At 69.2% G+C, this 21536-nt stretch carries 19 protein-coding genes, 1 tRNA gene and 1 pseudogene; 6 read left to right on the top strand and 15 right to left on the bottom strand.

Annotated elements, in window-relative coordinates; all coding sequences use genetic code 11:
- Positions 1 to 116 precede the first annotated feature (116 nt).
- Positions 117 to 190: transfer RNA gene (locus tag EV640_RS00270), tRNA-Met, on the top strand.
- Positions 191 to 288: 98 nt separating this feature from the next.
- On the opposite strand, the pseudogene EV640_RS00265 reads toward EV640_RS00270, so the two are convergent.
- Positions 289 to 423, bottom strand: a pseudogene (locus EV640_RS00265) (IS3-like element ISAar24 family transposase); the annotation flags it as partial.
- A gap of 193 nt (positions 424 to 616) precedes the next feature.
- Between EV640_RS00265 and EV640_RS00260 the strand changes: the two are divergent.
- Complete coding sequence (locus tag EV640_RS00260; RefSeq protein WP_166645820.1) at positions 617 to 1849, top strand: cation:proton antiporter; 1233 nt, start codon at positions 617 to 619, stop codon at positions 1847 to 1849.
- A 15-nt stretch (positions 1850 to 1864) separates the two neighbouring features.
- Here the strand turns inward: EV640_RS00260 and EV640_RS00255 are convergent, their stop codons facing one another.
- A complete protein-coding gene (locus tag EV640_RS00255; protein WP_133725427.1) occupies positions 1865 to 3244 on the bottom strand; it encodes a hypothetical protein in 1380 nt (459 codons plus the stop codon).
- 226 nt (positions 3245 to 3470) lie between these two features.
- Here EV640_RS00255 and EV640_RS00250 point away from each other — a divergent pair, with 226 nt between their 5' ends.
- Positions 3471 to 4463 carry an arsenic resistance protein gene (locus EV640_RS00250; RefSeq protein WP_133725426.1) on the top strand — a complete coding sequence of 331 codons (993 nt, stop codon included), beginning with the start codon at positions 3471 to 3473 and terminating at the stop codon, positions 4461 to 4463.
- An 88-nt stretch (positions 4464 to 4551) separates the two neighbouring features.
- Here the strand turns inward: EV640_RS00250 and EV640_RS00245 are convergent, their stop codons facing one another.
- The 6 genes from EV640_RS00245 to EV640_RS00220 form a co-directional block, all read right to left on the bottom strand.
- Positions 4552 to 5886, bottom strand: a complete 1335-nt coding sequence (locus EV640_RS00245) for a variant leucine-rich repeat-containing protein (RefSeq protein WP_133725425.1) — start codon at positions 5884 to 5886, stop codon at positions 4552 to 4554.
- Between the two features lie 111 nt (positions 5887 to 5997).
- Positions 5998 to 7011, bottom strand: a complete 1014-nt coding sequence (locus tag EV640_RS00240; protein WP_133725424.1) for a variant leucine-rich repeat-containing protein — start codon at positions 7009 to 7011, stop codon at positions 5998 to 6000.
- Between the two features lie 74 nt (positions 7012 to 7085).
- The gene (pdxT, locus tag EV640_RS00235) at positions 7086 to 7697 is read right to left on the bottom strand and encodes a pyridoxal 5'-phosphate synthase glutaminase subunit PdxT (protein ID WP_243832166.1); all 612 of its coding nucleotides are present in this window, start codon (positions 7695 to 7697) and stop codon (positions 7086 to 7088) included.
- A complete protein-coding gene (gene pdxS, locus EV640_RS00230; protein ID WP_133725422.1) occupies positions 7694 to 8680 on the bottom strand; it encodes a pyridoxal 5'-phosphate synthase lyase subunit PdxS in 987 nt (328 codons plus the stop codon). The genes pdxT and pdxS overlap by 4 nt, the downstream gene beginning before the upstream one ends.
- A gap of 38 nt (positions 8681 to 8718) precedes the next feature.
- Positions 8719 to 9540, bottom strand: coding sequence for a PspA/IM30 family protein (locus tag EV640_RS00225; RefSeq protein WP_133725421.1), 822 nt, complete (start codon positions 9538 to 9540; stop codon positions 8719 to 8721).
- A gap of 101 nt (positions 9541 to 9641) precedes the next feature.
- A complete protein-coding gene (locus EV640_RS00220; protein ID WP_133725420.1) occupies positions 9642 to 11126 on the bottom strand; it encodes a coiled-coil domain-containing protein in 1485 nt (494 codons plus the stop codon).
- 264 nt (positions 11127 to 11390) lie between these two features.
- Here EV640_RS00220 and EV640_RS00215 point away from each other — a divergent pair, with 264 nt between their 5' ends.
- Both EV640_RS00215 and EV640_RS00210 read left to right on the top strand, forming a co-directional pair.
- Positions 11391 to 13142: a S1C family serine protease gene (locus EV640_RS00215; RefSeq protein WP_133725419.1), complete on the top strand. Its 1752-nt coding sequence runs from the start codon at positions 11391 to 11393 to the stop codon at positions 13140 to 13142.
- 37 nt (positions 13143 to 13179) lie between these two features.
- On the top strand, positions 13180 to 13965 hold the full coding sequence (locus tag EV640_RS00210) for a PIG-L deacetylase family protein (protein ID WP_133725418.1): 786 nt from the start codon (positions 13180 to 13182) through the stop codon (positions 13963 to 13965).
- Positions 13966 to 14030: 65 nt separating this feature from the next.
- On the opposite strand, the gene rraA is transcribed toward EV640_RS00210, so the two are convergent.
- Genes rraA through EV640_RS00190 form a run of 4 tightly spaced genes read right to left on the bottom strand, consistent with a single transcriptional unit; the run spans position 14031 to position 17812 of the window.
- Positions 14031 to 14531 (bottom strand): ribonuclease E activity regulator RraA, encoded by a 501-nt coding sequence (gene rraA / locus EV640_RS00205; RefSeq protein ID WP_133725417.1) that lies wholly within the window; start codon positions 14529 to 14531, stop codon positions 14031 to 14033.
- Positions 14531 to 16180 carry an anti-sigma factor domain-containing protein gene (locus tag EV640_RS00200; RefSeq protein ID WP_133725416.1) on the bottom strand — a complete coding sequence of 550 codons (1650 nt, stop codon included), beginning with the start codon at positions 16178 to 16180 and terminating at the stop codon, positions 14531 to 14533. Before EV640_RS00200 ends, rraA begins: the two co-directional genes overlap by 1 nt.
- A gap of 58 nt (positions 16181 to 16238) precedes the next feature.
- Positions 16239 to 16721 carry a tRNA (cytidine(34)-2'-O)-methyltransferase gene (locus EV640_RS00195; protein WP_133725415.1) on the bottom strand — a complete coding sequence of 161 codons (483 nt, stop codon included), beginning with the start codon at positions 16719 to 16721 and terminating at the stop codon, positions 16239 to 16241.
- Positions 16722 to 16753: 32 nt separating this feature from the next.
- Entirely contained in the window at positions 16754 to 17812 is a 1059-nt protein-coding gene (locus tag EV640_RS00190; protein ID WP_133725414.1) for a J domain-containing protein, read from the bottom strand.
- A gap of 43 nt (positions 17813 to 17855) precedes the next feature.
- Between EV640_RS00190 and EV640_RS00185 the strand changes: the two genes are divergently transcribed.
- Positions 17856 to 19088 carry a cysteine desulfurase family protein gene (locus EV640_RS00185; RefSeq protein ID WP_133725413.1) on the top strand — a complete coding sequence of 411 codons (1233 nt, stop codon included), beginning with the start codon at positions 17856 to 17858 and terminating at the stop codon, positions 19086 to 19088.
- Between the two features lie 264 nt (positions 19089 to 19352).
- Here EV640_RS00185 and EV640_RS00180 read toward each other — a convergent pair whose 3' ends face one another.
- The 3 genes from EV640_RS00180 to EV640_RS00170 all read right to left on the bottom strand — a co-directional run bounded on the left by EV640_RS00180 (position 19353) and on the right by EV640_RS00170 (position 21535).
- A complete protein-coding gene (locus tag EV640_RS00180; protein WP_036473682.1) occupies positions 19353 to 19766 on the bottom strand; it encodes a VOC family protein in 414 nt (137 codons plus the stop codon).
- Positions 19767 to 19961: 195 nt separating this feature from the next.
- Positions 19962 to 21101: a uroporphyrinogen decarboxylase/cobalamine-independent methonine synthase family protein gene (locus EV640_RS00175; RefSeq protein WP_051500827.1), complete on the bottom strand. Its 1140-nt coding sequence runs from the start codon at positions 21099 to 21101 to the stop codon at positions 19962 to 19964.
- The gene (locus tag EV640_RS00170) at positions 21101 to 21535 is read right to left on the bottom strand and encodes a chorismate mutase (protein WP_084479327.1); all 435 of its coding nucleotides are present in this window, start codon (positions 21533 to 21535) and stop codon (positions 21101 to 21103) included. Before EV640_RS00170 ends, EV640_RS00175 begins: the two co-directional genes overlap by 1 nt.
- Position 21536: the final 1 nt, after the last annotated feature.

The raw sequence follows: 21536 nt of genomic DNA, 5'->3' as shown, positions 1-21536 counted from the left end.
TCCCCGTTCGGACCCTCGTGGTCCGGACGGGGAGGCGGGTGTCAGAGGTCACACACCAAGTCGTTCATTCTGATTTTGCACACAGGAAATGTGTGCGTAGACTAAACAAGTCGCAACGCGGGGTGGAGCAGTTCGGTAGCTCGCCGGGCTCATAACCCGGAGGTCGCAAGTTCAAATCTTGCCCCCGCAACGAGATAAGGCCCTCGACCTGGTAACACCAGGTCGGGGGCCTTTTTGCTGTCCCCCTCGGATTCAAGGCTCCTCGTCGAGCCAGGTGGATGTTCGTCAGAGGATCGAGATTTCTTGCTCGAGCTGTCGGACCCTGGCGCGGGCTGCGAGTAGCTCAGCCGTTTCCTGGGTCGTGTGGCCGCAGCGGAGTCCGTGATCTATGTCGTCCTGGCGGAGCCAGGAGTGCAGTGTGAGCGAGGCAGCGATGACCCAGGCCATCCACTGGCTCTTTCTCTGAGTTTCCGGCAGGGGATGGTCACAGCGGGTACTTGGTCCCTGTCTCGGCGGTGGATCCGCGGGTAGCGTCGGGCCCAGACCTCCGGATCCTGTCCGAGGAACTGTCCGATGCTGCAGGACAGGGCACAAGCGGAAGCGGGACCCCATGGTGGTGGCAGCGACGGTACTGGCGATCATCATCATCTGGAGTGCAGTCTCCGGTCCGCTGGACCGGCGCGGCGTCACCCCTGCGCTGTTCCTCGCCGCCGCAGGCTTCCTGTTCGGCGGGTCGGTACTCGGCGTTCTCGACATCTCGGTGGAATCAGAAGCGGTCCACCGGGTGGCAGAGCTCGCGCTCGTTCTCATCCTGTTCAGTGACGCCACCCGGCTCCACTTCGGAGCGCGTCGCGCCACGCGGGGATGGCCCAGACGGCTGCTGCTGATCGGGCTGCCTCTGACGATGCTCGCCGGCATCGGCGTCGGGGCGCTCATCTTCCCCACCGTTGCCCTTGCCTCCGTGTTCCTGCTCGCCACGATGCTGGCCCCCACCGACGCGGCGCTGGGCCAGAAGGTCGTCTCCGACCCGGCGGTGACGACCCGTGTGCGGCACTCGCTGGATGTGGAGAGCGGCCTCAATGACGGACTGGCGGTGCCCTTCTTCCTGGTGGCACTCGAGATCGCGAACGCGGAGCTTCAGACCAGGGTCATCTCTGCGGTGATCAGCAACATGATCATCCAGATCGGCTGGGGGCTCACCGGCGGGCTCGCTGCCGGCGTCCTCGGCGGGCTGCTGTTCCGCTTCGCGGAGCGGCGTGGCTGGATCAGGAGCGAGTGGCGTCAGGTGCTGCTCCTCTCGCCGGCGCTGCTCGCCTACACGATGGCGCTGACGCTCGGCGGCAGCGCGTTCATCGCCGCCTTCGTCGGCGGGCTCGCCTTCGGCAGCGTCTCGGGGGCGCAGGCGTCGGCCGTCATCCCGCTCACCGAGGAGACCGGCGGTCTTCTCGCAGCCGTCGTGTGGATCGGATTCGGAGCACTCGCCTTGACGCTGGTCATCCCGAACATCACCTGGCAGGTGTTCCTCTATGCCACGCTCAGCCTGACCCTGATTCGAATAGTCCCGGTGGCGATCGCCTTCGCCGGCCAGGGGGTCCCGTGGCAGACGGTGGTCTTCATCTTGTGGTTCGGTCCGCGCGGACTGGCCTCGCTGGTGTTCGCGCTCATCGTCCTTGAGCGCGGGGTCCCGGAGGGCGAAGTGGTGCTGACCACGGTGGTCGTCACCATCGCGCTCAGCGTGGTCCTGCACGGACTCAGCTCTGTTCCGCTGGTGGCGGCGTATCACCGCTGGTCCGAGGACCACAACGGCGGCGACGGCCAGGAGCAGCCCTCCCACATCCCGCTTCCCTGATCACTGCTTCCCTGATCACTGCGCCGCCCCCGACTGTTCATGCGCTGCTGCCGACGCCCGATGTTGCGCCGGCTCAGCCTCCACGGAGGGCGGCCGCCACAGCAGTTCGAGCAGCAAGATGGAGAGAAGGGCACCGAATACGGTCCACAGGATCACCTCTGGGGTCAACGGCCTCATGAGCAGCACGACCGCAGCGCCGATGACGGCGATGCCGATCCGGATGTAGCGGCGGGCTCGGTGGAGGAACGTGCCGAACCGGCCGGTGCTGGCCCCGGCCTTCTCTGCTGCCACCCGGAGGTGTTCTGCCGAATCAACGGTCAAGCGTCGGACCGCGATGGCCCCGCGGAACGGACCGGCGAAGTAGCTGACGGCCGCGAGGGTGACGCCAGCTGTGCCGACGGCGAGCGCCGTCGAGTAGAGCAGGGGCACCAGGGCGTCGTAGATCGCCTCGGCGGCACCCGAGGGCATGTATTGCGGCGAGACCGTGGCGACCGCGAGGACACGTCCCAGCGCCACGCCGATCGCGAGCAAGGCCATAGCGAACGCCAGGCCGACCCCGGCCCAGATCAGCGCCTTCGCCCTCCGCCCCGCGACGAGGACGCCGACTGCGATCAGACCGATGCTCACCCAGGGGAGCACGAAGCCGAGCACATCCACTGCCTGGTAGGCGGTTCGTGCCTGGACGAGCTCATCGGACTGCGCGAGGACGACCGTCCTATCGACCTCGGGGATCCGCTCGGCCAGCGCGAACCCCTGCGCGGTCAGCTGTTCCTTGACGGAGGCGACGAGGGGTCCGAGCTGGATGCCGACCTCGCCGGATTCGTTGATCACGACGGCGCCGGAGGTGTCTCCGCTGAGCGCGGAGATGAGCCGGGCGTGGCTGATCCGCAGGGCCTGGTCCCAGACCTGCTCGAAGGTGTCAGAGGCGATGAGCCGCTCGGTGGTGGAACGGATCTGTGACTGCGCGCCTTCCACCGCGGGCTGTTCGAGCAGCTGGAGCGCGTCGGAGGCCCGGGGTGGAAGGTCGAGGGTCGCGATCCCGTCGAAGAGGTCTGAGGTGACCGTCTCGAGGTCGATCTCCTCGTTGATCGCCACGGTGATCTCCTCGACCAGGAAGGCCTGGAAGGCGGGATCCTCCACGATCGGGGCCATGGTGGCGACGAACTGATCTGTGTCGGTGACCTCGGCCTTCGTCCACGCGGCGACGAGGGCGAGCGGGGCCATGAGCACACCGAGCAGGATCAGCAGCGTTGCGAGGAACGCGCGTCCCCCTCCGGTCCGGCGTGTGCGCGTGGGCGGCGCCTGCACCGGCTGGGTCTTGAGCTGTGACCGCAGCCGGGCGACCTCTTCAGACAACCTGGCGATCTTCTGGTCCCGGGTCTCTGTGGCGTCCATGTGCTCTGCGCCTCTCGATCTGGAGGATGGCGGGACTCAGCGTCAGCGCGAGGATCGGCGGAGGCTGAACGGCCGCTGGTGTCTCCACCATGCACTGGTATCCCCACCATGCAGCGCCCCGCGGCGCGCGAGTAGAGCCGTAGGTCCCCTCGGCCGCAGCGTCAGGCCTGTGGCAGAGTGTCGTGCACCGACACGGTGGTGGGCAGAGTCAGGAGGAGCCGGACCGATGAGACGCCAGAGACTCGAGCGCCACCAGGTCTGGCTCTACCTCGGCGCCGTCCTGCTGGGACTGGGCCTGGGCACGCTGGCCCCGCAGCTGGCCGGGACCGCCGATGCGCTGCTCTGGCCGGTCCTGGGGCTGCTGCTCTACGCGACGTTCACCCAGGTCCCGATGGCGGCGGTGCCCACAGCGTTCGCCGAGGGGCGCTTCATGGCGGCGGCCCTGCTCGGGAACTTCGTCCTGCTCCCCGCAGCGGTCTGGGCGATGGTCCAGTTCCTCCCGGATGATCAGGCCCTCCAGCTGGGCCTGCTTCTGGTGCTGCTGGTGCCGTGCACCGACTGGTTCATCAGCTTCAGCCAGCTGGGCTCAGGCGACGCCGCCCGGGCGACCGCGCTGACCCCGGTGCTGCTGGTGCTTCAGCTGCTGCTCCTGCCGTTGTACCTGTGGCTGATCTCAGATGCTGACCTGCGGGTGGTGTTCTCACCGGCAGACATCTGGCCCGCCGTCGTCGTGGTGCTGCTGCCGCTGGGACTGGCCGTCCTGACCGAGGCCTGGGCCGGACGCCGACCGGCGGTGGCTGCCGCCGTCGACCGCCTCGGGTGGGTGCCGGTGCCGCTGTTGGCGGTGGTGGTGCTGCTCGTCGCCGTCGCGAACGTCGGTGCGGTCCTTGCGGACCTGCATCTGCTGCCGATCGTCCTGGGAGTGGTTTCGCTGTTCCTGGCGACCAGCCTGCTGATGTCGAAGACCCTGGCCAGCGTGGCAGGCCTGGACCTGGCGCAGGGACGCACGCTGGCGTTCTCGATGGGCACCCGCAACTCCTTCATCGTGCTGCCCTTCGCGCTGGCGCTGCCCGCGGGCTGGGAGACCGCCGCGATCGTGGTGGTCATGCAGTCTCTGATCGAGCTCCTGGGCATGATCTTCTGCGTCTGGTTCATTCCGCGGGTGCTCTTTCCCGACGCTGGGCGACAAGCACGCAAAACCGTAGGAGGTGCGGGGTGAGCCGACCCCGCGCGTGCCGAGCCGGCGCGGGCCATGGAACCACTCATGGACCCGAGGCGGTCCAGCCTCCAGCAGCGCCCGGAACTGCTCAGTAGGTGAAGTTGCGGCTCGCGGAAAGGTTGATGCCTTCACCGGTGAGCTGGTTCCAGCAGGACATCTGCGACTGGAAGGACGTGCAGGCGAAGAACTCGTTCGAGGCCGTCTGCCCGTAGCCCAGCACCTGCTGCCCCTGCTGGGGCACCGGGTTCTCGCAATCGGGTTCCGCGGTGCGGTCCACTCGGATGGCGTAGGTGACACCCTCGGTGCACCCCTCGGGGGCGCTGAAGCTGTGCTGCAGCACCCGGCAGCGCAACGTGTCTGCGAGCTCGCAGACCACATTGCCATCGGGGGAGACGAAGGAGCTCAGGGGCTGGCCCTGCGCGGGGAAGGACGCCTGGATCCAGGCGGAGCCCATGTCTGCAACGGTGCCACGCAGCGCGTTGGGGGTCTGCTCTGACCCACGCAGGTCCAGGAACAACGCCGCCGCGTGAGTGTTGTCGCAGCTGTCCTGCAGCCCGATGAGTGCGTCTCGAACCAGGGTGGCGTCCTCTGACTCGACCCAGCTGCCGTTCTCCGAGGCCGCTGAGGCCAGTTCCAGGAAGACCTCGCGGTCCGCGGCGGGGGAGTCGCAGCTGGACTCCTCAGGAAGCGCAGCCACCGCGGCGCGCCGCTCGTCCGGAGTCGGAGGTTCCTCCGTGGGGCTCGGCTCAGGCTCCTCTGCGGACTCATCCTCAGCCTCCTGGGAAGACTGGGCCTGCGCCGGGGCTTCTGCGGCGGTGGTGTCCTGGGGGGACCCCCCGTCCAGCAGGGACAGCGCCAGAGCGCTCAGGGCGATCAGCACCAGGACCGGCAGCAGCACGGTGAGCAGGAACTTCGGAGCCCTGGAACGGCGCCTGCGAGGCGGCGCGGCAGACCTGACTGCGCCGGACCGGGCAGGCGCGGGGATCGTTGAATAACCGGCCCCGGTCGCACCGGCGTCGTGGGAGCCGGTGGCGAACCATTCATCGCGGGTGCTGCCGGCATAGTCCTGGCCGGGTGCCTGGCCGGGTGCCGGGGGAGGGGCCGGGGGAGCCGCGTCTGCGGGGGTCTGAGCCGATGGCGCGCTCTGTGTCGGGGTGCCTGCAAGTGCCGGGGGAGTCGCCGGGTCCGCAGGCCGCGGCTGCGCCGCAGCGGCTGCCAGGGCTTCGCGCCGTCGGGTCAGGGCCGCGTCGATCTCCGGGTCACCGAGGGAGGCGAGGGCATCGAGCAGCTCCGGGTAGGTGGCGGGGTTCTCCGCGACGGTAGGGCGCAGGGCTGGCTGGTTCTCCGCGATCCAGTGCAGAGTCTCCCAATCCGTGCGCGGATCGGCGGCGATGCCACTGAGCTCGTGATCGTTCGAAGCCATGCGTTCCTTTTCGGTCCCGACGACGCGGCACCAGGCCAGCCGTTCAGTGTGAACAATTCGTTGCGTCCGAAGTGTACTCTCGTCGCAGGAACCGGGTGAGGTGGCTCCAGATCAGTTCTGCAGCTGGTAGCTTTCGCGCGCCATGAAGAATCCGTTGCCGGTCTCGGTGTTCCAGCACTCGAAGCCGGACTCGGAGGAGACGCAGGCGAACCGACCATTGCTGGCCGACTGGCCGTACTGCAGGGTCGCCGAGTTCTCACCCTCGGTGCTGCCGCAGCCGAGCTGCGGATCCTCGGACCCCACCGAGAAGCGTGCAGGCCCGTCACAGTCCTGCGGAGCGTCGAAGCCATAGTCCAGGATGCTGCACTCGAGCTCGTCCTCCCCGATGGCGCAGTTGATGTTCCCCGAAGGCGCGGTGAACGCGGGGATGTCCTGGGCGCCCTCGGGTGCGGGGCGCACGATCTCGGCGTCGTCCTCCTCGGGGGCATCGGACTCGGCGCCCTGAGCCCCCGCTTCGTCCGGGTCCTCGCCCGGTTCGTTCTGGTCCTGCTCATTCTGGTCCTGGGAGATCGAGGTCTCCTCGGTCGGCTCATCGTCGCCGCTGAAGACCCCGTTGAAGATCAGGAAGTAGGCGGCCACCACGGCGGCCGCGGCGACCAGCAGGATCAGGAAGATGATCGCGCAGGTGCCGCCGCGACGACGGCGCGGCTCCGGTTCGGCATAGGGCGCCTGGTTGGCCGGAGCTTCCCAGGGAGCGGGACCCGGATTGGATTCCCAAGGAGCCGGGCCGGTGGGGGCGGCGGGGTAGTAGCCGTGACCTGGCTGCGACTGCGGGTAGTCCTGCGGGCGCTCATCGCGCACGGCGGAGAACTCATCCGTCCCGGGGTCCGCCCGAGGGCCGGTTCCGGCAGCGCGTCGGGCCAGCGCGGCGTCCACGGCTGGGTCATGGAGTTCGGCCAGCCACTGGAGCAGCTCGGGGTAGGTGTTGGGATTCTGCGCGATCAGCGGTCGCAGCTCGGGATGGTCTCCGGCGAGCATCTGCAGCTGGACCTGGGGCGTGTGCGGGTCCGCTGCGCGGGCAGCGGGGCCGGTGGGGCTCTGCCCGTGGTGTGGTCCGTCAGTCATGTGCTCTCCATGGTCGAAGGTTCCGCGTACGGCATCCTTGGGACATCATGCCCGAACCAGAGCTGATTTTCAGGTCAGCTGACCTTGTGCTCCGCGGTGATCTCGACGAAATACCGATGCAGCCGGTGATCCGGGGTCAGCTCCGGATGGAAGCTCGCGGCCAGGATCCGTCCCTGCCGAACCGCCACCGGCCGGTCCTGCCAGGAGGCGATGACCTCCACGTCGGTGCCCAGGGACTCGATCACCGGGGCGCGGATGAAGACGGCCTCAAACGGGGTGGTGTCGTCCCCGGGGAGTCCGGCCACCTGCAGCGGTCCGACGAAGGACTCCAGCTGGCCGCCATAGCCGTTGCGCCGCACCACGACGTCCAGGCCGCCGATGCGTTCAAAGCCGGTGAGCGCCTCGGCGTCGAGGATCTGATCCGCCATCAGGATCATCCCGGCGCAGGTCCCGAACATCGCCATGCCCTCGGCGTGCCGCTCCCGGATGGACTCCAAGAGCCGCACCGGGGCGGCGAGCCGGGCCATGGTGGTGGATTCCCCGCCGGGCACGATCAGCCCGTCAAGGCCCTCGAGCTCGGAGGGGCGACGCACGGTGGAGACCTCAGCACCGGCGGCGCGCAGGGCGCGAGCATGCTCGGCCACGGCCCCCTGCAGCGCCAGGACCCCGATGCGGGGTGTGCTCACCAGCCGCGCTCAGCCAACCGGTGCGGGGCCGGGAGGTCTGCGACGTTGATGCCGACCATCGCCTCGCCCAGGCCCTTGGAGGCCTCGGCGACCACGGCGGGATCGTCGTAATAGGTGGTGGCCTTCACGATCGCGGCGGCGCGCTCGGCGGGGTTGCCGGACTTGAAGATGCCCGAGCCGACGAAGACGCCGTCGGCGCCCATCTGCATCATCATCGCGGCGTCGGCGGGAGTGGCCACACCGCCGGCGACGAAGAGGACCACCGGGAGGCGCCCTTCGCGGGCGATCTGCTTGACCAGCGCGTAGGGGGCCTGCAGCTCCTTCGCCGCCAGATAGAGCTCATCTTCGGCCAGCGAGGTCAGCCGGGCGATCTCACCGTTGATCGTGCGGATGTGCTTCATCGCCTCGGAGACGTCACCGGTGCCGGCCTCACCCTTGGAGCGGATCATCGAAGCACCCTCGGTGATCCGGCGCAGCGCCTCACCGAGGTTGGTCGCACCGCAGACGAAGGGCACCTTGAACTTGGACTTGTCGATGTGGTGGATGTAGTCCGCAGGGGAGAGGACCTCGGACTCGTCGATGTAGTCGACCTTGAGGTGCTCCAGGATCTGCGCCTCGACGAAGTGACCGATCCGGGCCTTGGCCATCACGGGGATGGAGACCTCATCGATGATGCCGGTGATCAGATCGGGGTCAGACATCCGGGCGACACCGCCGGTGGCGCGGATGTCGGCGGGCACGCGCTCGAGGGCCATGACAGCGACGGCACCGGCGTCTTCGGCGATGCGCGCCTGCTCGCGGGTGACCACGTCCATGATCACGCCACCCTTGAGCATCTGGGCCAATCCGGTGTTCACCGCGGTGGCACCTGTGGCGGCGGCAGTGTGCGAGGTGGACTCAGTGGTCACGGAGGTCTCCTGAAGGTTTGGGTTGCTGCGACGACAATGGGGAGTGAACGTCGCGTTCACTCCCCATTGTTCCATCACTTCAGCACCGCTGCCGAACCGGCGTCATACTGCGTTCAGGCGCGGTTGCGCTCCTGGGCCTCGAGCTGCGCGGTGTAGTCCTCGGTGGCCTGCGCATCGGAGGACCCTGCCTCTGAGGATCCGGCGCCCAGGGCCGCCGGAGCGGAGCTGCCGGACTTCAGCGCGGCGAGCCGGGCGTCGACCTCGGCCTGCTCGCCCAGATCCTCCAGAGACTCGAACTGCGCATCCAGTGAGGAGGCGGCCAGCTCGTTCTGCCCCCGCACCTTGGCCTCTTCGCGGCGGATCTTCTCTTCGAAGCGTCCCACCTCGGAGGTCGGGTCCATCACGTCGATGGACTTCACGGCGTCGTGGACCTGGGACTGGGCGTGCGCGGCGCGGGAGCGGGCGATCAGCTCGTCGCGCTTGGACACCAGCTGCTGACGCTTGGTCTTCATCTGCTCGAGACCGGTCTTGAGCCGGTCCACGATCTCGCGCTGGGAGGTGATGGTCGGCTCGGCAGACTTCGCCGAGGACTCTGCCTCCATCTGGCGCTGGATGGCGACCTTGGCCAGATTGTCGAACTTCTGCGCGTTCTCAGCGTTGCCGCCGTCGCGGAACTCGTCCGCCTTCCGGGAGGCGGCCAGCGCCTTCTGGCCCCAGGACCTCGAGTTCTCGAGATCCTCGCTGTAGTCGTCCTCCATCATGCGCAGATTGCCGATGGTCTGGGCGATCGCCTCTTCGGCCTCTGCGATGTTGTTGGTGAAGTCTCGGACCATCTGGTCCAGCATCTTCTCCGGGTCCTCGGAACGATCCAACATGGCGTTGACGTTCGCGCGGACCAGCTGGGACATGCGACCTAAAATGGACTGCTTGCTCACAGTGTTCACCTTTCCTTGTGCATCAATGTCTATCGATTGCTCACGTGGTCGATACTAGTCACGGGTTCTTCACACGGCCATGGCACGGCCCCGGTGAAGACTCAGAACATCCGACGACGGCGCCCGAAGCCGCCCCCGCCCATATGGCCATAGCCGCCCGGCATGCCGAATCCGCCGAATCCGCCGCCGTAGCCTCCGCCCCCGCCGCTGAGCGCGTCTTCAGCCGATTCCTGGCGGGCGATCTGAGCGGCCTGCACGGCCAGGGTCTTGGCCTGGGTGGCCAGCTCCAGCGCCTTGGCCGGTTCGCGGTCTCCGATGGCCTCCGCCTCGGCGAGGGTGCGTTCGGCCTCCGCCATCCGGGTGCGCGAGGTGGCGCCGCTGCGCTTGGAGCGCAGGTAGTCCCGGGAGGACTGCACCTGGTGGCGTGCGGTGAGGATCTCGGTCTGCAGCACCTCACGGGCCCGTCGGTCCCGGGCCTGCTGGTCCCGGACCGCGTTCAAGGGCTCGTCGAGCTCGCGATGGGCGATCTCGAGCGAGTTCAGCAGCTCCAGCGGGTTGGTCTTGGACCCTGCGTCCAGCGCCCGGCGCACCTGTTTGACCGCGGCCTCGGCCGCGGCGATGGGGCCGGCGAGCTCCGCGGACTGGCCTGCCTGCATGGTGGCGCGCGCCTGGGCGATGTCCTGCTCGGTCTGGTCCAGACCGATGCTGAGGTTCTGCTCGGCGCTGCGCAGCCGCAACTGGGTCTCTTCGAGGGATTCGATCAGCTTCCCGGCCTCCCCGGCGGCTTCCTCTCCGGCGTGGATCGCGACCACCGCATCGGAGGCTTGGGAATCGGTGAGCGCCTGCTCGGCGTCCTGGGCCGAGCCTTCGGCGTGCTGAAGGCTGCGCGCGGAATGGGCCAGGCCTTCGGTGAAGGAGGTGAGCGCCTCGTCGTCGTATTTGGACTGCAGGTTCGGGAGACGCTTCTCGGCCTCTCCGCGGCGGTCCCGGAGCTCGCCGATCCGGCTGCGCAGCTGCTCCAGGGCCGGACGCGGGTCCAGCTCGAGGCTGCGCAGAGACTCAAAGTCCTGGCGGTGTGACTCCAGGGTCTCGCTGACCCGCTGGCAGTTCTCGATGACCTTGCGCAGCAGCTCGCGGGCCTCGTGCTCATCCTCCGGCGGATCGCGGTCCACCGTGTGCTGCATCCGGAAGGACTCCTGCAGGTGCTCCCGCGCCTCGTCCACGTCCTTCTGGAAAGGGGCGACCTGTTCATCGCCGTAGGCGGCGCTGGCGAAGAGGATCTCCTGTTCGGAGGAGTTCACCGCGTTGTCCGCCGCGATCAGCAGCGAACCGGCCTCGCGCCGAAGCTCCTCGAGGCTCATCGCAGCCAGCCGTCGCTCCTCGGCGGATTCGGTTCCGGAGTTCTTGCCGCCGGAGAGCTGTTGGTTGTTCGCGAAGCCCTGAAGCCGGCGGTTCTGCTTCTTGCCGCCGGAGAGCCACACCGCGCCCAGGCCGATCAGACCGAGGATGACCGCACCGATCAGCAGCGGGCCGATCACGATCATCCCGAGGCTGATGGGTGGATTGAGGACTATATCGGGCACCATGGGCCGAGTCTATAAGTGGCCTATGACATCGTCTATCAGCCAACGGTCAGCTCGTCTGTGGGCGTAGCAGGGGGCTCGCGGCCTGCGAGGTCAACGGTGGCGGGCGGATCGCAGTCTCCTGGAATCGTCCAGGAGGCATCCAGGCCGTTATCGTCGTCGATACAGGATGGGCGCTGACAATGGCAGTCGAGCCCGCGAGAGTATGCGTGTCCCGATCTCGCCGCCCCACTATCACAGCGCAAGACCACAAAGGCAGGTTCCACCATGAGTTCAGATCCGCACAACGGCCCTCGCCGGGACGATGTTGACCCCCCGGAGGACGCCACCGCGCGGATCGATCCTGTCCCACCGGGACCGGTCTCTCCCGAAGCTGATGTGCCGGCCCAGGCCGGGGCGGAGTCCTACTCCGCGAACTGGCCCGCCTCGCCCTCCGGGACTCCCTCCTCCCAGCATCACCGCGCTGAGCAGGGCGGCTACGCCCCGGGCGAGCCAGGCCAGGAACAGCACCAGCCCCAGCACGGTCAGCCACAGCACGGTCAGCCGCAGTACGGTCAGGATGCTAATGACCAGTACGGCCAGGATCAGCATGGTCATGACCAGTACGGTCAGCACGGTCAGGACCAGTCCGGTCAGTACGGCCAATACGGCCAGGGTCAGTACGGACAGGACCAGCAGGGTCAGTACGGCCAGCCGCAGTACAACCAGGACCCCTCCTACGGCGGAGCGGGCCATGGCGCCTACGGCGGGTACGGATCGGGTGCCGCCTTCGCGCACCCCAGCCAGCAGCAGCCAGGCGCCAGGCGCACCGTGGGCGTCGGCGGTCTCGCGCTCGCGGTGCTGCTCGCCGGGCTGCTCGGCGGTGGTGTGGTGGCCGGCACCCAGGCCGTGCTCGACGACGGAAGCATCAGCACCTCCTCCGCCGGAGGCATCGAGATCAACAACCCCGACTCCGCCACCGTGGTCACCGCCGCGGCCGCGAAGGCGTCTCCATCGGTGGTCACCCTGGCAGTCAGCGAAGGCGGCCAGGGCGGTTCGGGCTCAGGCATCATCCTGGACGAGGAAGGCCATGTGCTGACCAACACCCACGTGGTGACCCTCGGCGGGGCCGCCCCGGATCCCGACATTCAGGCCCGGATGAGCGATGGCTCGGTCTCCAACGCCACCCTGGTGGGCACCGACCCGCTGAGTGATCTCGCGGTGATCCAGCTGGAGGACATCGAAGGGATCCAGCCGGCCGAGCTTGGCTCTTCCGGGGATCTCAACGTCGGCGATCAGACCATCGCCATCGGTGCCCCGCTCGGCCTGGCCGGCACGGTCACCGACGGGATCGTCTCCACGCTGAACCGCACCATCTCGGTCGCCTCCTCCGCCGTGGAGGACGAGGGTGCCGACGCCCCGGAGGCACCTGAGGAGGGCAGCGAAGAGGACGGCTTCGAGTTCTACTTCCCTGACATGGAGGGTTCCCCCACCCAGGGTTCGATTCATCTCAACGTGATCCAGACCGACGCCGCGATCAACCGCGGCAACTCCGGCGGCGCCCTCGTCGACGACGAGGGTCGGGTGATCGGCGTCAACGTGGCCATCGCCTCCTCCGGGGGAGGCGCCGAGTCCGACGCCGGGTCCATCGGTGTGGGCTTCGCGGTGCCGATCGACTATGCCCAGCGGGTCGCGCAGGAGCTCATCGATACCGGTGAGGTCTCGCACGGGCTGCTCGGCGTCACGGTCGCGGCCGCCGGCTCCCAGGAGGTCCCGGACGAGACCGATACCGGACTTGCTCCGGTGATGCCCGGCTTCACCGTGGGCGCGCTGATCGATGACGTGCCGGGAAACACCCCGGCCGCCGAAGCGGGGCTTACCACCGGCGACATCATCACCGCGGTCAACGACCGGCGGATCGAAGACTCGCTGGCGCTGACCGCCACGATCCGCGAGTACGCGGCCGGGGAGACCGTGACGATCAGCTACACGCGGGACGGCCAGCAGGAAGAGACCGAGGTGACCCTTGGCGCGACCTGAGTCTGAGTCGTTCCCAGCCGGTTCTTCGCAGACCGCGATGTCGGCAACCCCCGGATCCTCCACCCGTGCCGAGCTGACCACCCCCGCCGCGCTGGCGGCGGAGCACGAGGTCCGCCGGGTGCTCGCCTTCGGGGCTCATCCCGATGACATCGACTTCGGCGCGGCCGGCAGCATCGCGGCGTTCACCGCGGCCGGGGTGCAGGTGACTCTGTGCCTGCTCACCGCCGGGGACGCCGGGGGCTTCGAACCCGGGCGCGACGGGGCCGAGCTGGCCCGAGTGCGGGAGGCCGAACAGCGTCAGGCGGCCGCGGCACTGGGGGTTCACGAGGTGATCCTGCTCGACGAGCGCGACGGCTTCGTCGCGCCCACCGCGGAGTTGGTCGGAAAGATCGTGCGGATCATGCGCCAGGTGCGGCCAGAGGTGGTCGTCTCTCCGCATCCCGAACGCGCCTGGGACCGGCTGCAGAAGTCGCACCCCGATCACTTGGCCTGCGGCGAGGCCGTGGTCCGCGCCGCCTACCCCTCCGTGGAGAACCCCTTCGCCTACCCGGAGCTCGCGGCCGCGGGGCTCGAGGCCTTCAAGATCCGGCATCTGCTGCTCACCACAGCGCCGCAGGAGCGGGTGAACCTCCGGCTCGACGTCTCGGGTCAGGAGTCGGTGAAGCTGGATGCGCTGCGGGCCCACTTCAGCCAGCACCCCGACGCCGAGCGGATGCAGGATTTCGTGCTGGAGCAGATGCGTGAGATCCACGGGGCCGGCGGCTTCGCCGAGGAGTTCCACTGGGTCACGGTCAACGCCCCGGACACGATCAGCGGGTTCTGAGCCCTGAAGGCGGTGACTCCGACCGGCGGTGATTCCGACCGGCGGTGATTCCGACCGGCAGTGACTCAGACGTTGCTGACGAGCACGCCGTCGGCGTCGGACCACAGGGTCGCCCCGGGCACAAAGCTGACGCCGCCGAACTGGACCGGCACATCGACCTCGCCGGCTCCGTCCTTGACCGACTTCCGCGGGTTCGAGCCCAGCGCGCGCACCCCGAGGTCCATCTCGGCGAGCTGCTCACGGTCACGGATCACGCCGTGGATGACCACTCCGGCCCAGCCGTTCTCGATAGCGGAGGCGGCGATCATGTCACCGATCAGGGCCGAGTCCAGCGAGCCTGAGCCGTCGACGACGAGCACGGCACCGTCACCGGGGGAGTTCAGCAGCTCTTTGACCAGTCCGTTGTCCCGGTGGCAGCGGATGGTCCGGATCGGGCCGGTGAATCGGGCGCGGCCGCCGAGGTTCAGCAGCTGCAGCGAGAGCGACTGCAGCGACTCGTCGGCGTCGTAGAGATCGCAGGTCGCGAAGTCAGCGCTGCCGGTGGTGGGTGTGGATTCTGCGCTCATCAGTCCTCTTCCTCCTGATCGGCGGACCCGCCGTACTGCGGGCCGTCGGTGACTCGTTCACGCATCTCGATCTCGCCGACGGTCTCGCCCATCGGGCGCTCCTCGCCGCGGATCTGTTCAACCGTGATCTGCAGCGCCCGGTTCGATTCGATATTGCGCAGGGTCACGATCTCTTCCTCGAGCTCCGCGGCGGTGAAGTTGCCCAGCGAACTGGGCTGGGCGTCGTCGCGCGGCATGAGCCAGAGCTGGTAGGTGGCGTCGCCCTCGAGCTCCCCGACCTCGGAGAAGTCCACATAGCCCACATTCTCGGCCTCGGAGATCACCGCCCGTGCGGTGCCGCCCTCGGCGAGCTCGATGCCGTCGACCACCCGCGCCTCGGGGTCCCCGTCGGCCGTGGCCTGCACGTCCTGGCCGATGGTCAGTCCCCAGATCAGCAGGACCGCGGCCAGCACGACGACGGCGAGCCCGCTGACGATCATCCAACGTTTCACCACCGGCTCGCGCTTGGGAGCCACCTCGGTGTGGCTCGAGATGGACTCCACCATCCCCATGCCCACCTCCTGGTCGGAGAGGTTGTAGAGCACCTCCTCGAGCAGCTGGCCAGGCGGGACCACCGGGTAGGCGGTGAAGATCTCGGCGAGCGTGCGCCGGGCCGAGAGCACCCGGGTGTCCCAGGCGCGCGCGGTGGCCTCGTCGGCGGTCAGGGCGGCCTCATCCAGCACGGCGCGCTCCCGGTTGTCGATAGCGTCCAGCGCGTAGACCTCGGCGAGCTCCACGAGCAGTCCGTGTTCGACGTCGGCGCCGATGTCCTCGGTGAAGTTCCGGTTCACCGCGCCGGAGCGTTCCACGTCCTTCTTCGTCACCGCGGCCCGCAGGATCGGATCGAGCTCCGCCTCGCGGGTGGTGCGTCTGGTGTGCATCCGGGTCATGCCGTCGCGCAGTCGGGACTTCACGGCCGGAACGGCTGCGCCCACCGCGGCGCCCACCTGCTGGTGCGTGTCGCCGGCGAGGTAGCTCAGCGCCAGCGCCTGAGACTGCGAGTCCGAGAGCACGCTGATGTCCTCGATGATCTCCTCGGGAAGACCGGCGATCCCGCCCCCCTCATCGGCCGGGACCACTGCGAGGCGGATCGGTGTGGCCAGGCCCTCGCGGAAGCGCTCCACGAAGATCCGGTGCGCCAGCGGGACCAGCCATTCCAGGACCAGCTCGTATTCGGTGGGCCGGTAGGCGTCGTCGGGGCGATGTTCGTCGGCGGCGTGCTCGTCGGTGAGCAGCTCCGAGGCTTGGGACTGCAGCCGGAGGTCTTGGGCGCGCTCGTCGGCCTGGTCCCAGAGCTGGTGGTAGACCGCCAACATGGAGGCCTGCGCCCCCTCAGGCTCTTCGTGCATCAGCAGCGCCAGCCCGTAGACCACATCGGAGGTGGCCTCGTAGAAGGTGGCGAAGGAGGGCTGGTCGCCGCGGGCGGAACCGGCGAGGAGCTCGCTCAGCCTCGGATCGTGCGAGGACTCGGCGGAGTCGGGCCGGCCGCCGACGTCGTCGTTGCCGGTGGTGTCATGGACGGACCCGCGGTCGTGTTCTGCGCGGTTCAGGTCGCCGTCGGGGAGGTCTTCGGGGTGATCCGATGCAGAGCGGTCAGAGGCGGTGTCCATGGTTGGTGAGTGTAGCGATCCCCAGAGGGCTTCAGCGGCACCAACACCCTCATGAGCGTCAGACGGCTCCGCCGAAACCGTCCTGACGCCAGGCTTCGTAGACGGCGATCGAGACCGAGTTCGCCAGGTTCAGCGAACGCCGCGAGGCGAGCATCGGGATCCGCACCCGATCGGTGATACGCGGATCGGCCTTGACCGCCTCATCCAGCCCGGTGGACTCCCGACCGAAGAGCAGCACATCGCCCGGGCGGTAGGTGATCGAGGTGTGGGTGACGGTGCCCTCGCCGGTGAAGGCGAAGATGCGCTGGGGGGCAAGTGCCGTATAGGCCGCTTCCAGGTTCGGGTGCACGGTCATCACGGCGAGATCGTGGTAGTCCAGACCCGCACGGCGCAGCTTGGCGTCGGCGAAGTCGAAGCCGATCGGTTCGGCCAGATGCAGCTCCACCCCGGTGACGGCGGCGAGCCGGATCAGGTTGCCGGTGTTGCCGGGGATCTCAGGCTGGTCCACCAGCACCCGAATCGGAGTGTTCACGCCGGTCATCCTACCGGCGCCGGACTCGGCTCATCGCGCGGTCACTCGAACGGGTGCTGCAGCTGCCGGCGCAGCGCGGCAAGCAGATGCCGGTCGATCACGTTGGCCTGGGCGGAGGCGGCGAGCTGCTCGCGGATGCTGCGGAAGGCACGCGCCGGGGCCAGCGGGGCCCGGGCGATGCCGGCCCCGCGGGACTCCACCACCGGGCTCTGCATGCCGCCGTCGGGGGAGTGCAGCACGAGCTGCTGCCCCAGGTTCAGGCTGGTCTCGCGGCCGGCATCACGCATCGCGGCCTCCAGGGTGGCCCGCAGCAACCGGGAGTCTCCGGTGAGGTCAGGCAGGGTCAGCGAGCGTCCGGCGGCGTGGAGCCGGTGGCCGTCCCAGGAGGCAGCCGCAGCGGGTACCTCCAAGGAGGAGACCACCACCAGGGTGTCCCCGCAGACCAGCACGTGATCAACAGCCGGCCCGCGCGGGGGGCGGCTGGCTCCGCGGCGATCCTTGCCCGCCGGTTCCAGGGCGACGGCGTTGAAGAGTCGCGCGGTGGGCAGCTCGGCGAGCACGTGCTTCTCCAACAGCGCCGCCATCCGCTCGGCGCGGCGGGTGCGGCCTCCGCCGAAGAGTCCCTTCGAGGCGAACCGACCATGCGTGCGCTGACTGGTCAGCGGCAGCGAGAGCGGCTCGGGCCGGGAGAGGTCCGGGATGTAGATCGGGGCCAGATGGGCGGTCCCCGAGGGGGTGCGCGCGGAATCGGCGCTGCCGGAGCGCGCCGAGGTGCTGCCCGAGGCGGTGGTCCGGAATGCCGCCCCTGACCCGCCGAAGCCGCCGAACCCTGGGCGGCCGTAGGTGGGCCCGTCGTTCTCGGAGTCCTCTTCCGCGCCGGCGCCCTGCGGCTGGCGCAGCTTCCGATCGTAGGCGGCCCGGGCAGCCTCATCGCCGAGGACCTCCCAGGCCGACTGCACCTCGTGGAACTCCTCCGCAGTGCCGCCGGCGTCGGGGTGGGCCCGCCTGGCCTGCTTGCGGTAGGCCGCGCGGACGGCCTGGGCGTCGGCGTCGGGGCCGATGCCCAGCACACTGTAGAGATCTTCGGAGTGACTGCTCATCGAGGATTCACGATAGCCCCAAAAGCGTAGAATCGTGGACACGATGTCATCTGCACCTGAGGCCCTGCCGGGCGGAACCTATTTCGACCACGCCGCCACCACTCCGATCAAGCCCACCGCCATGCGTGTGCTCACCGAAGTGATGCCGGCGCTGTCGAACCCCTCCTCGCTGCACGGCTCCGGCCGTCGCGCCCGGCTGGCGGTGGACTCCGCCCGCGAGCAGCTCGCCCGCGCCGCAGGAGCCCACCCCTCGGAGGTGATCTTCACCTCCGGGGGCACCGAGGCGGACAACCTCGCGGTCAAGGGGCTCTACTGGCAGCGCCGCGCGCAGGACCCGGCCCGGCGTCGGATCCTGCTGCCCGGGATCGAACATCACGCGGTGCTCGAGACGGCTGAATGGCTGGAGACTCACGAGGGCGCCGCACTGGGCATCGTCGCCGTGGACGCGCAGGGGATCGTGGATCTGCCCGCACTGGAGGCCACCCTGGCCGAGTCCGCGGACTCGGTCGCGCTGGTCACCGTGATGTGGGCCAACAACGAGACCGGGGCGATACAGCCGATCCCTCAGATCGGCGAGCTCTGTGCGCGCTTCGGGGTGCCGCTGCACACCGACGCGGTCCAGGTCTTCGGCTCGCTTCCGCCCGGCACGGCGCCGATGAGCTTCCGCGACTCCGGCGCCGCGACCCTGGCGATCAGCGGGCACAAGATCGGCGCCCCGGTGGGGATCGGCGCGCTGCTGGTCCGACGCGACGTGGTGCTGACCCCGGTGCTGCACGGCGGCGGGCAGGAGCGCGACATCCGCTCCGGCACGCTCGACGTCGCCGGGATCTGTTCCTTCGCCGCGGTGGCCCAGGAGCTGGTGGCCTCTCAGGAGCAGGAGTCTCAGCGGCTGGCGGGACTGCGGGATGAGCTGCTGGACGCCGTCGTCGGGCTCGAAGGAGTCACGCTGCGCGGGCCGGACCCGCGAACCCACCCGGAGCTGCGGCTGCCGAACAACCTGCACATCACCGTGGACGACGCCGAGGGCGATTCGCTGCTGTTCATGCTGGACATGGCGGGCTTCGACACCGCCACCGGCTCGGCCTGCACCGCCGGGGTCCCGCGCCCCTCCCACGTGCTGCTCGCGATGGGCCTCAGCGAGGAACAGTCCCGCGGTGCTCAGCGCTTCACCCTGGGCTGGACGACGACGGAGCGCGATGTGGCCGCGCTGGCCGCCGCGCTGCCCGCAGTGATCGCCCAGGCGCGCACCGCCGGAATGGCCGCCGCCCGACGCTGAGCGGGGGCACGGTCATGCATTCGCCGTATCCCGGCGTCTCTGGGGCGCATACCGCCTATCCGGCGTCTCTGGGGCGCATACAGGTGCTCTCAGCTCCTTATGCGGCCGCATTCCCGGTATCCCGGTGTCTCTGGGGCGCATACAGGTGCTCTCAGCTCCCTATGCGGCCGTATTCCACCCGTTGCCGCCCCAGCAATGGTGCGGGTGGGCGCGGGAGGCGGGAGGCGGGATGCGGCAAGGAAGGCCAGGCGGAGTGACTTCGGCTCAGGGTAGGACGACGTCGTTGACCTCGCCCGGCGCGCAGGCGATCTCCCAGCGGAATCCGTCGGGGTCGGCGAAGTATCCGCTGTAGCCGCCCCATGCGCGACGTTCGGCGGGCTGGATCTCAGTGGCTCCAGCCGCGCGCGCCTGGTTCCGGACCTCCTCGACCTGCGCGTCCTCAGCGACGTTGTGCGCCAGGGTCAGCGGCGCCAACCCTGGACCGGTCATGATCGGGCCCACCTCGGTCTCGAACTCCGCGCGGTCCCAGAGCGAGAGAAGCAGGTGCTCGCCGGCGCGCAGCATCAGCACCCCGGGGGCCTCCACGCTGGGCGCCCAGCCGAGACCCTCCACGTAGAAGCGTCGGGTCGCCGGCAGGTCGGCCACGGCGAGGGTGATCAGGGAGAGTCGCTGGTCCATGGGGTCTCTTTCGGATAGAGGGGCGAGTTTCCGGGGTGAAGCGTGTCCGTGGGGCGCATCCAGGTGCTCTGAGGTCTTCCTGCGGCCGCATTCCACCCGTTGCCGCCCCAGCGATGGAGGGGAGGGACGTGAGGGGAAAGGCGCGAGGGGAGGGGGAGGGAAGCGGTGACGGAAGCGGAAAGGGGCGCACCCCGCTCAGGCTTCGCGGAGCTGGTCGCGCAGCGCCTCGGCGGTGTCGCGCACCCGGGTGAGCACCCGCATCGCGGCGGGTTCGGTGAGCGAGGCGAACTGCGAGCGGGCTGGTTCTGCCTGGTGCCGGGCTGCGGAGCCGACCAGGATGAAGCTCTCCAGACTGCTCAGCGGCATCCCGATCCGGTCCCAAGGCCCACGCAGCCTTCGTGCCAGGTCGTTGACCTGGGGAAGCTGGGCGTCCCCGCGGCGTGCGGCCTCCGGGGAGTGAGGCCGCGCGGCTGCAGCGGCCTCCGCGGCGGTCACTGTGGAGGCGAGCATGGTGGCCCCAGATTCAACCAGTTCGGCGGTGCGCTCCCAACCCTGTGCCTGCATCACGGTCAGATCGACTCCGAAGCCGCTGACCCGCGGCCCCTGGGTCGCGCGGAAGTCCTGCAGATGCTCCGCCTCCACGCCGCCGCCGAGGTCGAGCAGGATCTCCTCGGCACCGCCGCGTTGGAGGGTCTCGATCATGATGCCCAGGTGGCCGCGGGCCTCCTCGCGGTCCAGCGCCCGGATCGTCCGGTAGCCGCTGACCGTGGGGATCAGGCCTCCGCGAGCGCGGATGTAGTCGGGTTCGGCGATGATGACCGTCAACGACGACGGCGCGCAGGCTCGCCGCACATGGGTCAGGTGCTCGGCGACCCCGGCGGCCAGTGAGCCGGCCAGGTCCCGGCGTGCCCCATGATCGGTGAGCACCTTCTCGCCGGAGGGCAGCGCGAGGCTCGCCATCAGGCTGATCGGTCCCAGCAGCTCCAGCACCAGGGGAGCGGCGAGTCCGTTCTCGTCGGTGGCGTCCAGGCCGGCCTCGCGGCGCCGCCCCCGGACGTCGGCCAGGGTGTCCACATCCGAGCGCAGCCAGCCGCGGGCGCGCTGGTCATCGGCGCCGGGTCGCTGGGTGAGCCGCCAGCCGTAGGAGGTCAGCTCGGTGGCGAGCTCGGAGAGCTGAGCGAGACTGCGGCCCAGCAGCTGCGAGTGCAGTCCGCGTCCGGGAAGCTCAGGAAGTCCGGGCAGGTGCGGTGCCGGCAGCTCGGCGGCCTGCAGCTCTGCGCTGTGCAGCAGATCGGTCCCAGGCATCACACCGGCCGCGGCGGAGCGCAGGGGCATCAGCGGTCGGTCGAATCGTGGGGTGCGGCCGCGTCGGCGGCGGATTCTCCGGGGCCGACCGCTGCGGCGCCGGGGGCTTCCGTGCTGGACTGCTCGGAGCCGAGGCCGGCGCTGGAGATCGCCTGGTGGTGGCGGATGACCTCTTCGATGATGAAGTTCAGGAACTTCTCGGCGAACTCCGGGTCGAGCTGGGCCTCATTCGCCAGGCGCTTGAGCCGCGAGATCTGGTTCTTCTCCCGGGCCGGATCGGCCGCGGGGAGCTGGTGCTTGGCCTTGAGCACTCCGACGCGCTGGGTGGCCTTGAACCGCTCGGCCAGCAGGTAGACCAGCGTCGCATCGATGTTGTCGATGCTGGCCCGCATGGACAGCAGCTCATCGAGGATCTCGGGTTCGATCTGGGTGCCGGCCTCGCCGGCGCGGGGATCAGTGCTCATG

Origin of the sequence: Nesterenkonia aurantiaca (assembly GCF_004364585.1) — a bacterium.
Classification (GTDB): domain Bacteria; phylum Actinomycetota; class Actinomycetes; order Actinomycetales; family Micrococcaceae; genus Nesterenkonia; species Nesterenkonia aurantiaca.
The sequence above is the reverse complement of the archived record's forward strand: the minus strand, read 5'-3'. Positions and strand labels throughout refer to the sequence as shown.

What these genes read in the sequence shown, in the direction of transcription:
- EV640_RS00255 (WP_133725427.1), bottom strand. Translation starts at nt 3,244, where the DNA reads ATGGACGCCACAGAGACCCGGGACCAGAAGATCGCCAGGTTGTCTGAA.
- EV640_RS00250 (WP_133725426.1), top strand. Translation starts at nt 3,471, where the DNA reads ATGAGACGCCAGAGACTCGAGCGCCACCAGGTCTGGCTCTACCTCGGC.
- EV640_RS00245 (WP_133725425.1), bottom strand. Translation starts at nt 5,886, where the DNA reads ATGGCTTCGAACGATCACGAGCTCAGTGGCATCGCCGCCGATCCGCGC.
- EV640_RS00240 (WP_133725424.1), bottom strand. Translation starts at nt 7,011, where the DNA reads ATGACTGACGGACCACACCACGGGCAGAGCCCCACCGGCCCCGCTGCC.
- pdxS (WP_133725422.1), bottom strand. Translation starts at nt 8,680, where the DNA reads ATGGAACAATGGGGAGTGAACGCGACGTTCACTCCCCATTGTCGTCGC.
- EV640_RS00220 (WP_133725420.1), bottom strand. Translation starts at nt 11,126, where the DNA reads ATGGTGCCCGATATAGTCCTCAATCCACCCATCAGCCTCGGGATGATC.
- EV640_RS00215 (WP_133725419.1), top strand. Translation starts at nt 11,391, where the DNA reads ATGAGTTCAGATCCGCACAACGGCCCTCGCCGGGACGATGTTGACCCC.
- EV640_RS00210 (WP_133725418.1), top strand. Translation starts at nt 13,180, where the DNA reads ATGTCGGCAACCCCCGGATCCTCCACCCGTGCCGAGCTGACCACCCCC.
- rraA (WP_133725417.1), bottom strand. Translation starts at nt 14,531, where the DNA reads ATGAGCGCAGAATCCACACCCACCACCGGCAGCGCTGACTTCGCGACC.
- EV640_RS00200 (WP_133725416.1), bottom strand. Translation starts at nt 16,180, where the DNA reads ATGGACACCGCCTCTGACCGCTCTGCATCGGATCACCCCGAAGACCTC.
- EV640_RS00195 (WP_133725415.1), bottom strand. Translation starts at nt 16,721, where the DNA reads ATGACCGGCGTGAACACTCCGATTCGGGTGCTGGTGGACCAGCCTGAG.
- EV640_RS00190 (WP_133725414.1), bottom strand. Translation starts at nt 17,812, where the DNA reads ATGAGCAGTCACTCCGAAGATCTCTACAGTGTGCTGGGCATCGGCCCC.
- EV640_RS00185 (WP_133725413.1), top strand. Translation starts at nt 17,856, where the DNA reads ATGTCATCTGCACCTGAGGCCCTGCCGGGCGGAACCTATTTCGACCAC.
- EV640_RS00180 (WP_036473682.1), bottom strand. Translation starts at nt 19,766, where the DNA reads ATGGACCAGCGACTCTCCCTGATCACCCTCGCCGTGGCCGACCTGCCG.
- EV640_RS00175 (WP_051500827.1), bottom strand. Translation starts at nt 21,101, where the DNA reads ATGCCCCTGCGCTCCGCCGCGGCCGGTGTGATGCCTGGGACCGATCTG.
- EV640_RS00170 (WP_084479327.1), bottom strand. Translation starts at nt 21,535, where the DNA reads ATGAGCACTGATCCCCGCGCCGGCGAGGCCGGCACCCAGATCGAACCC.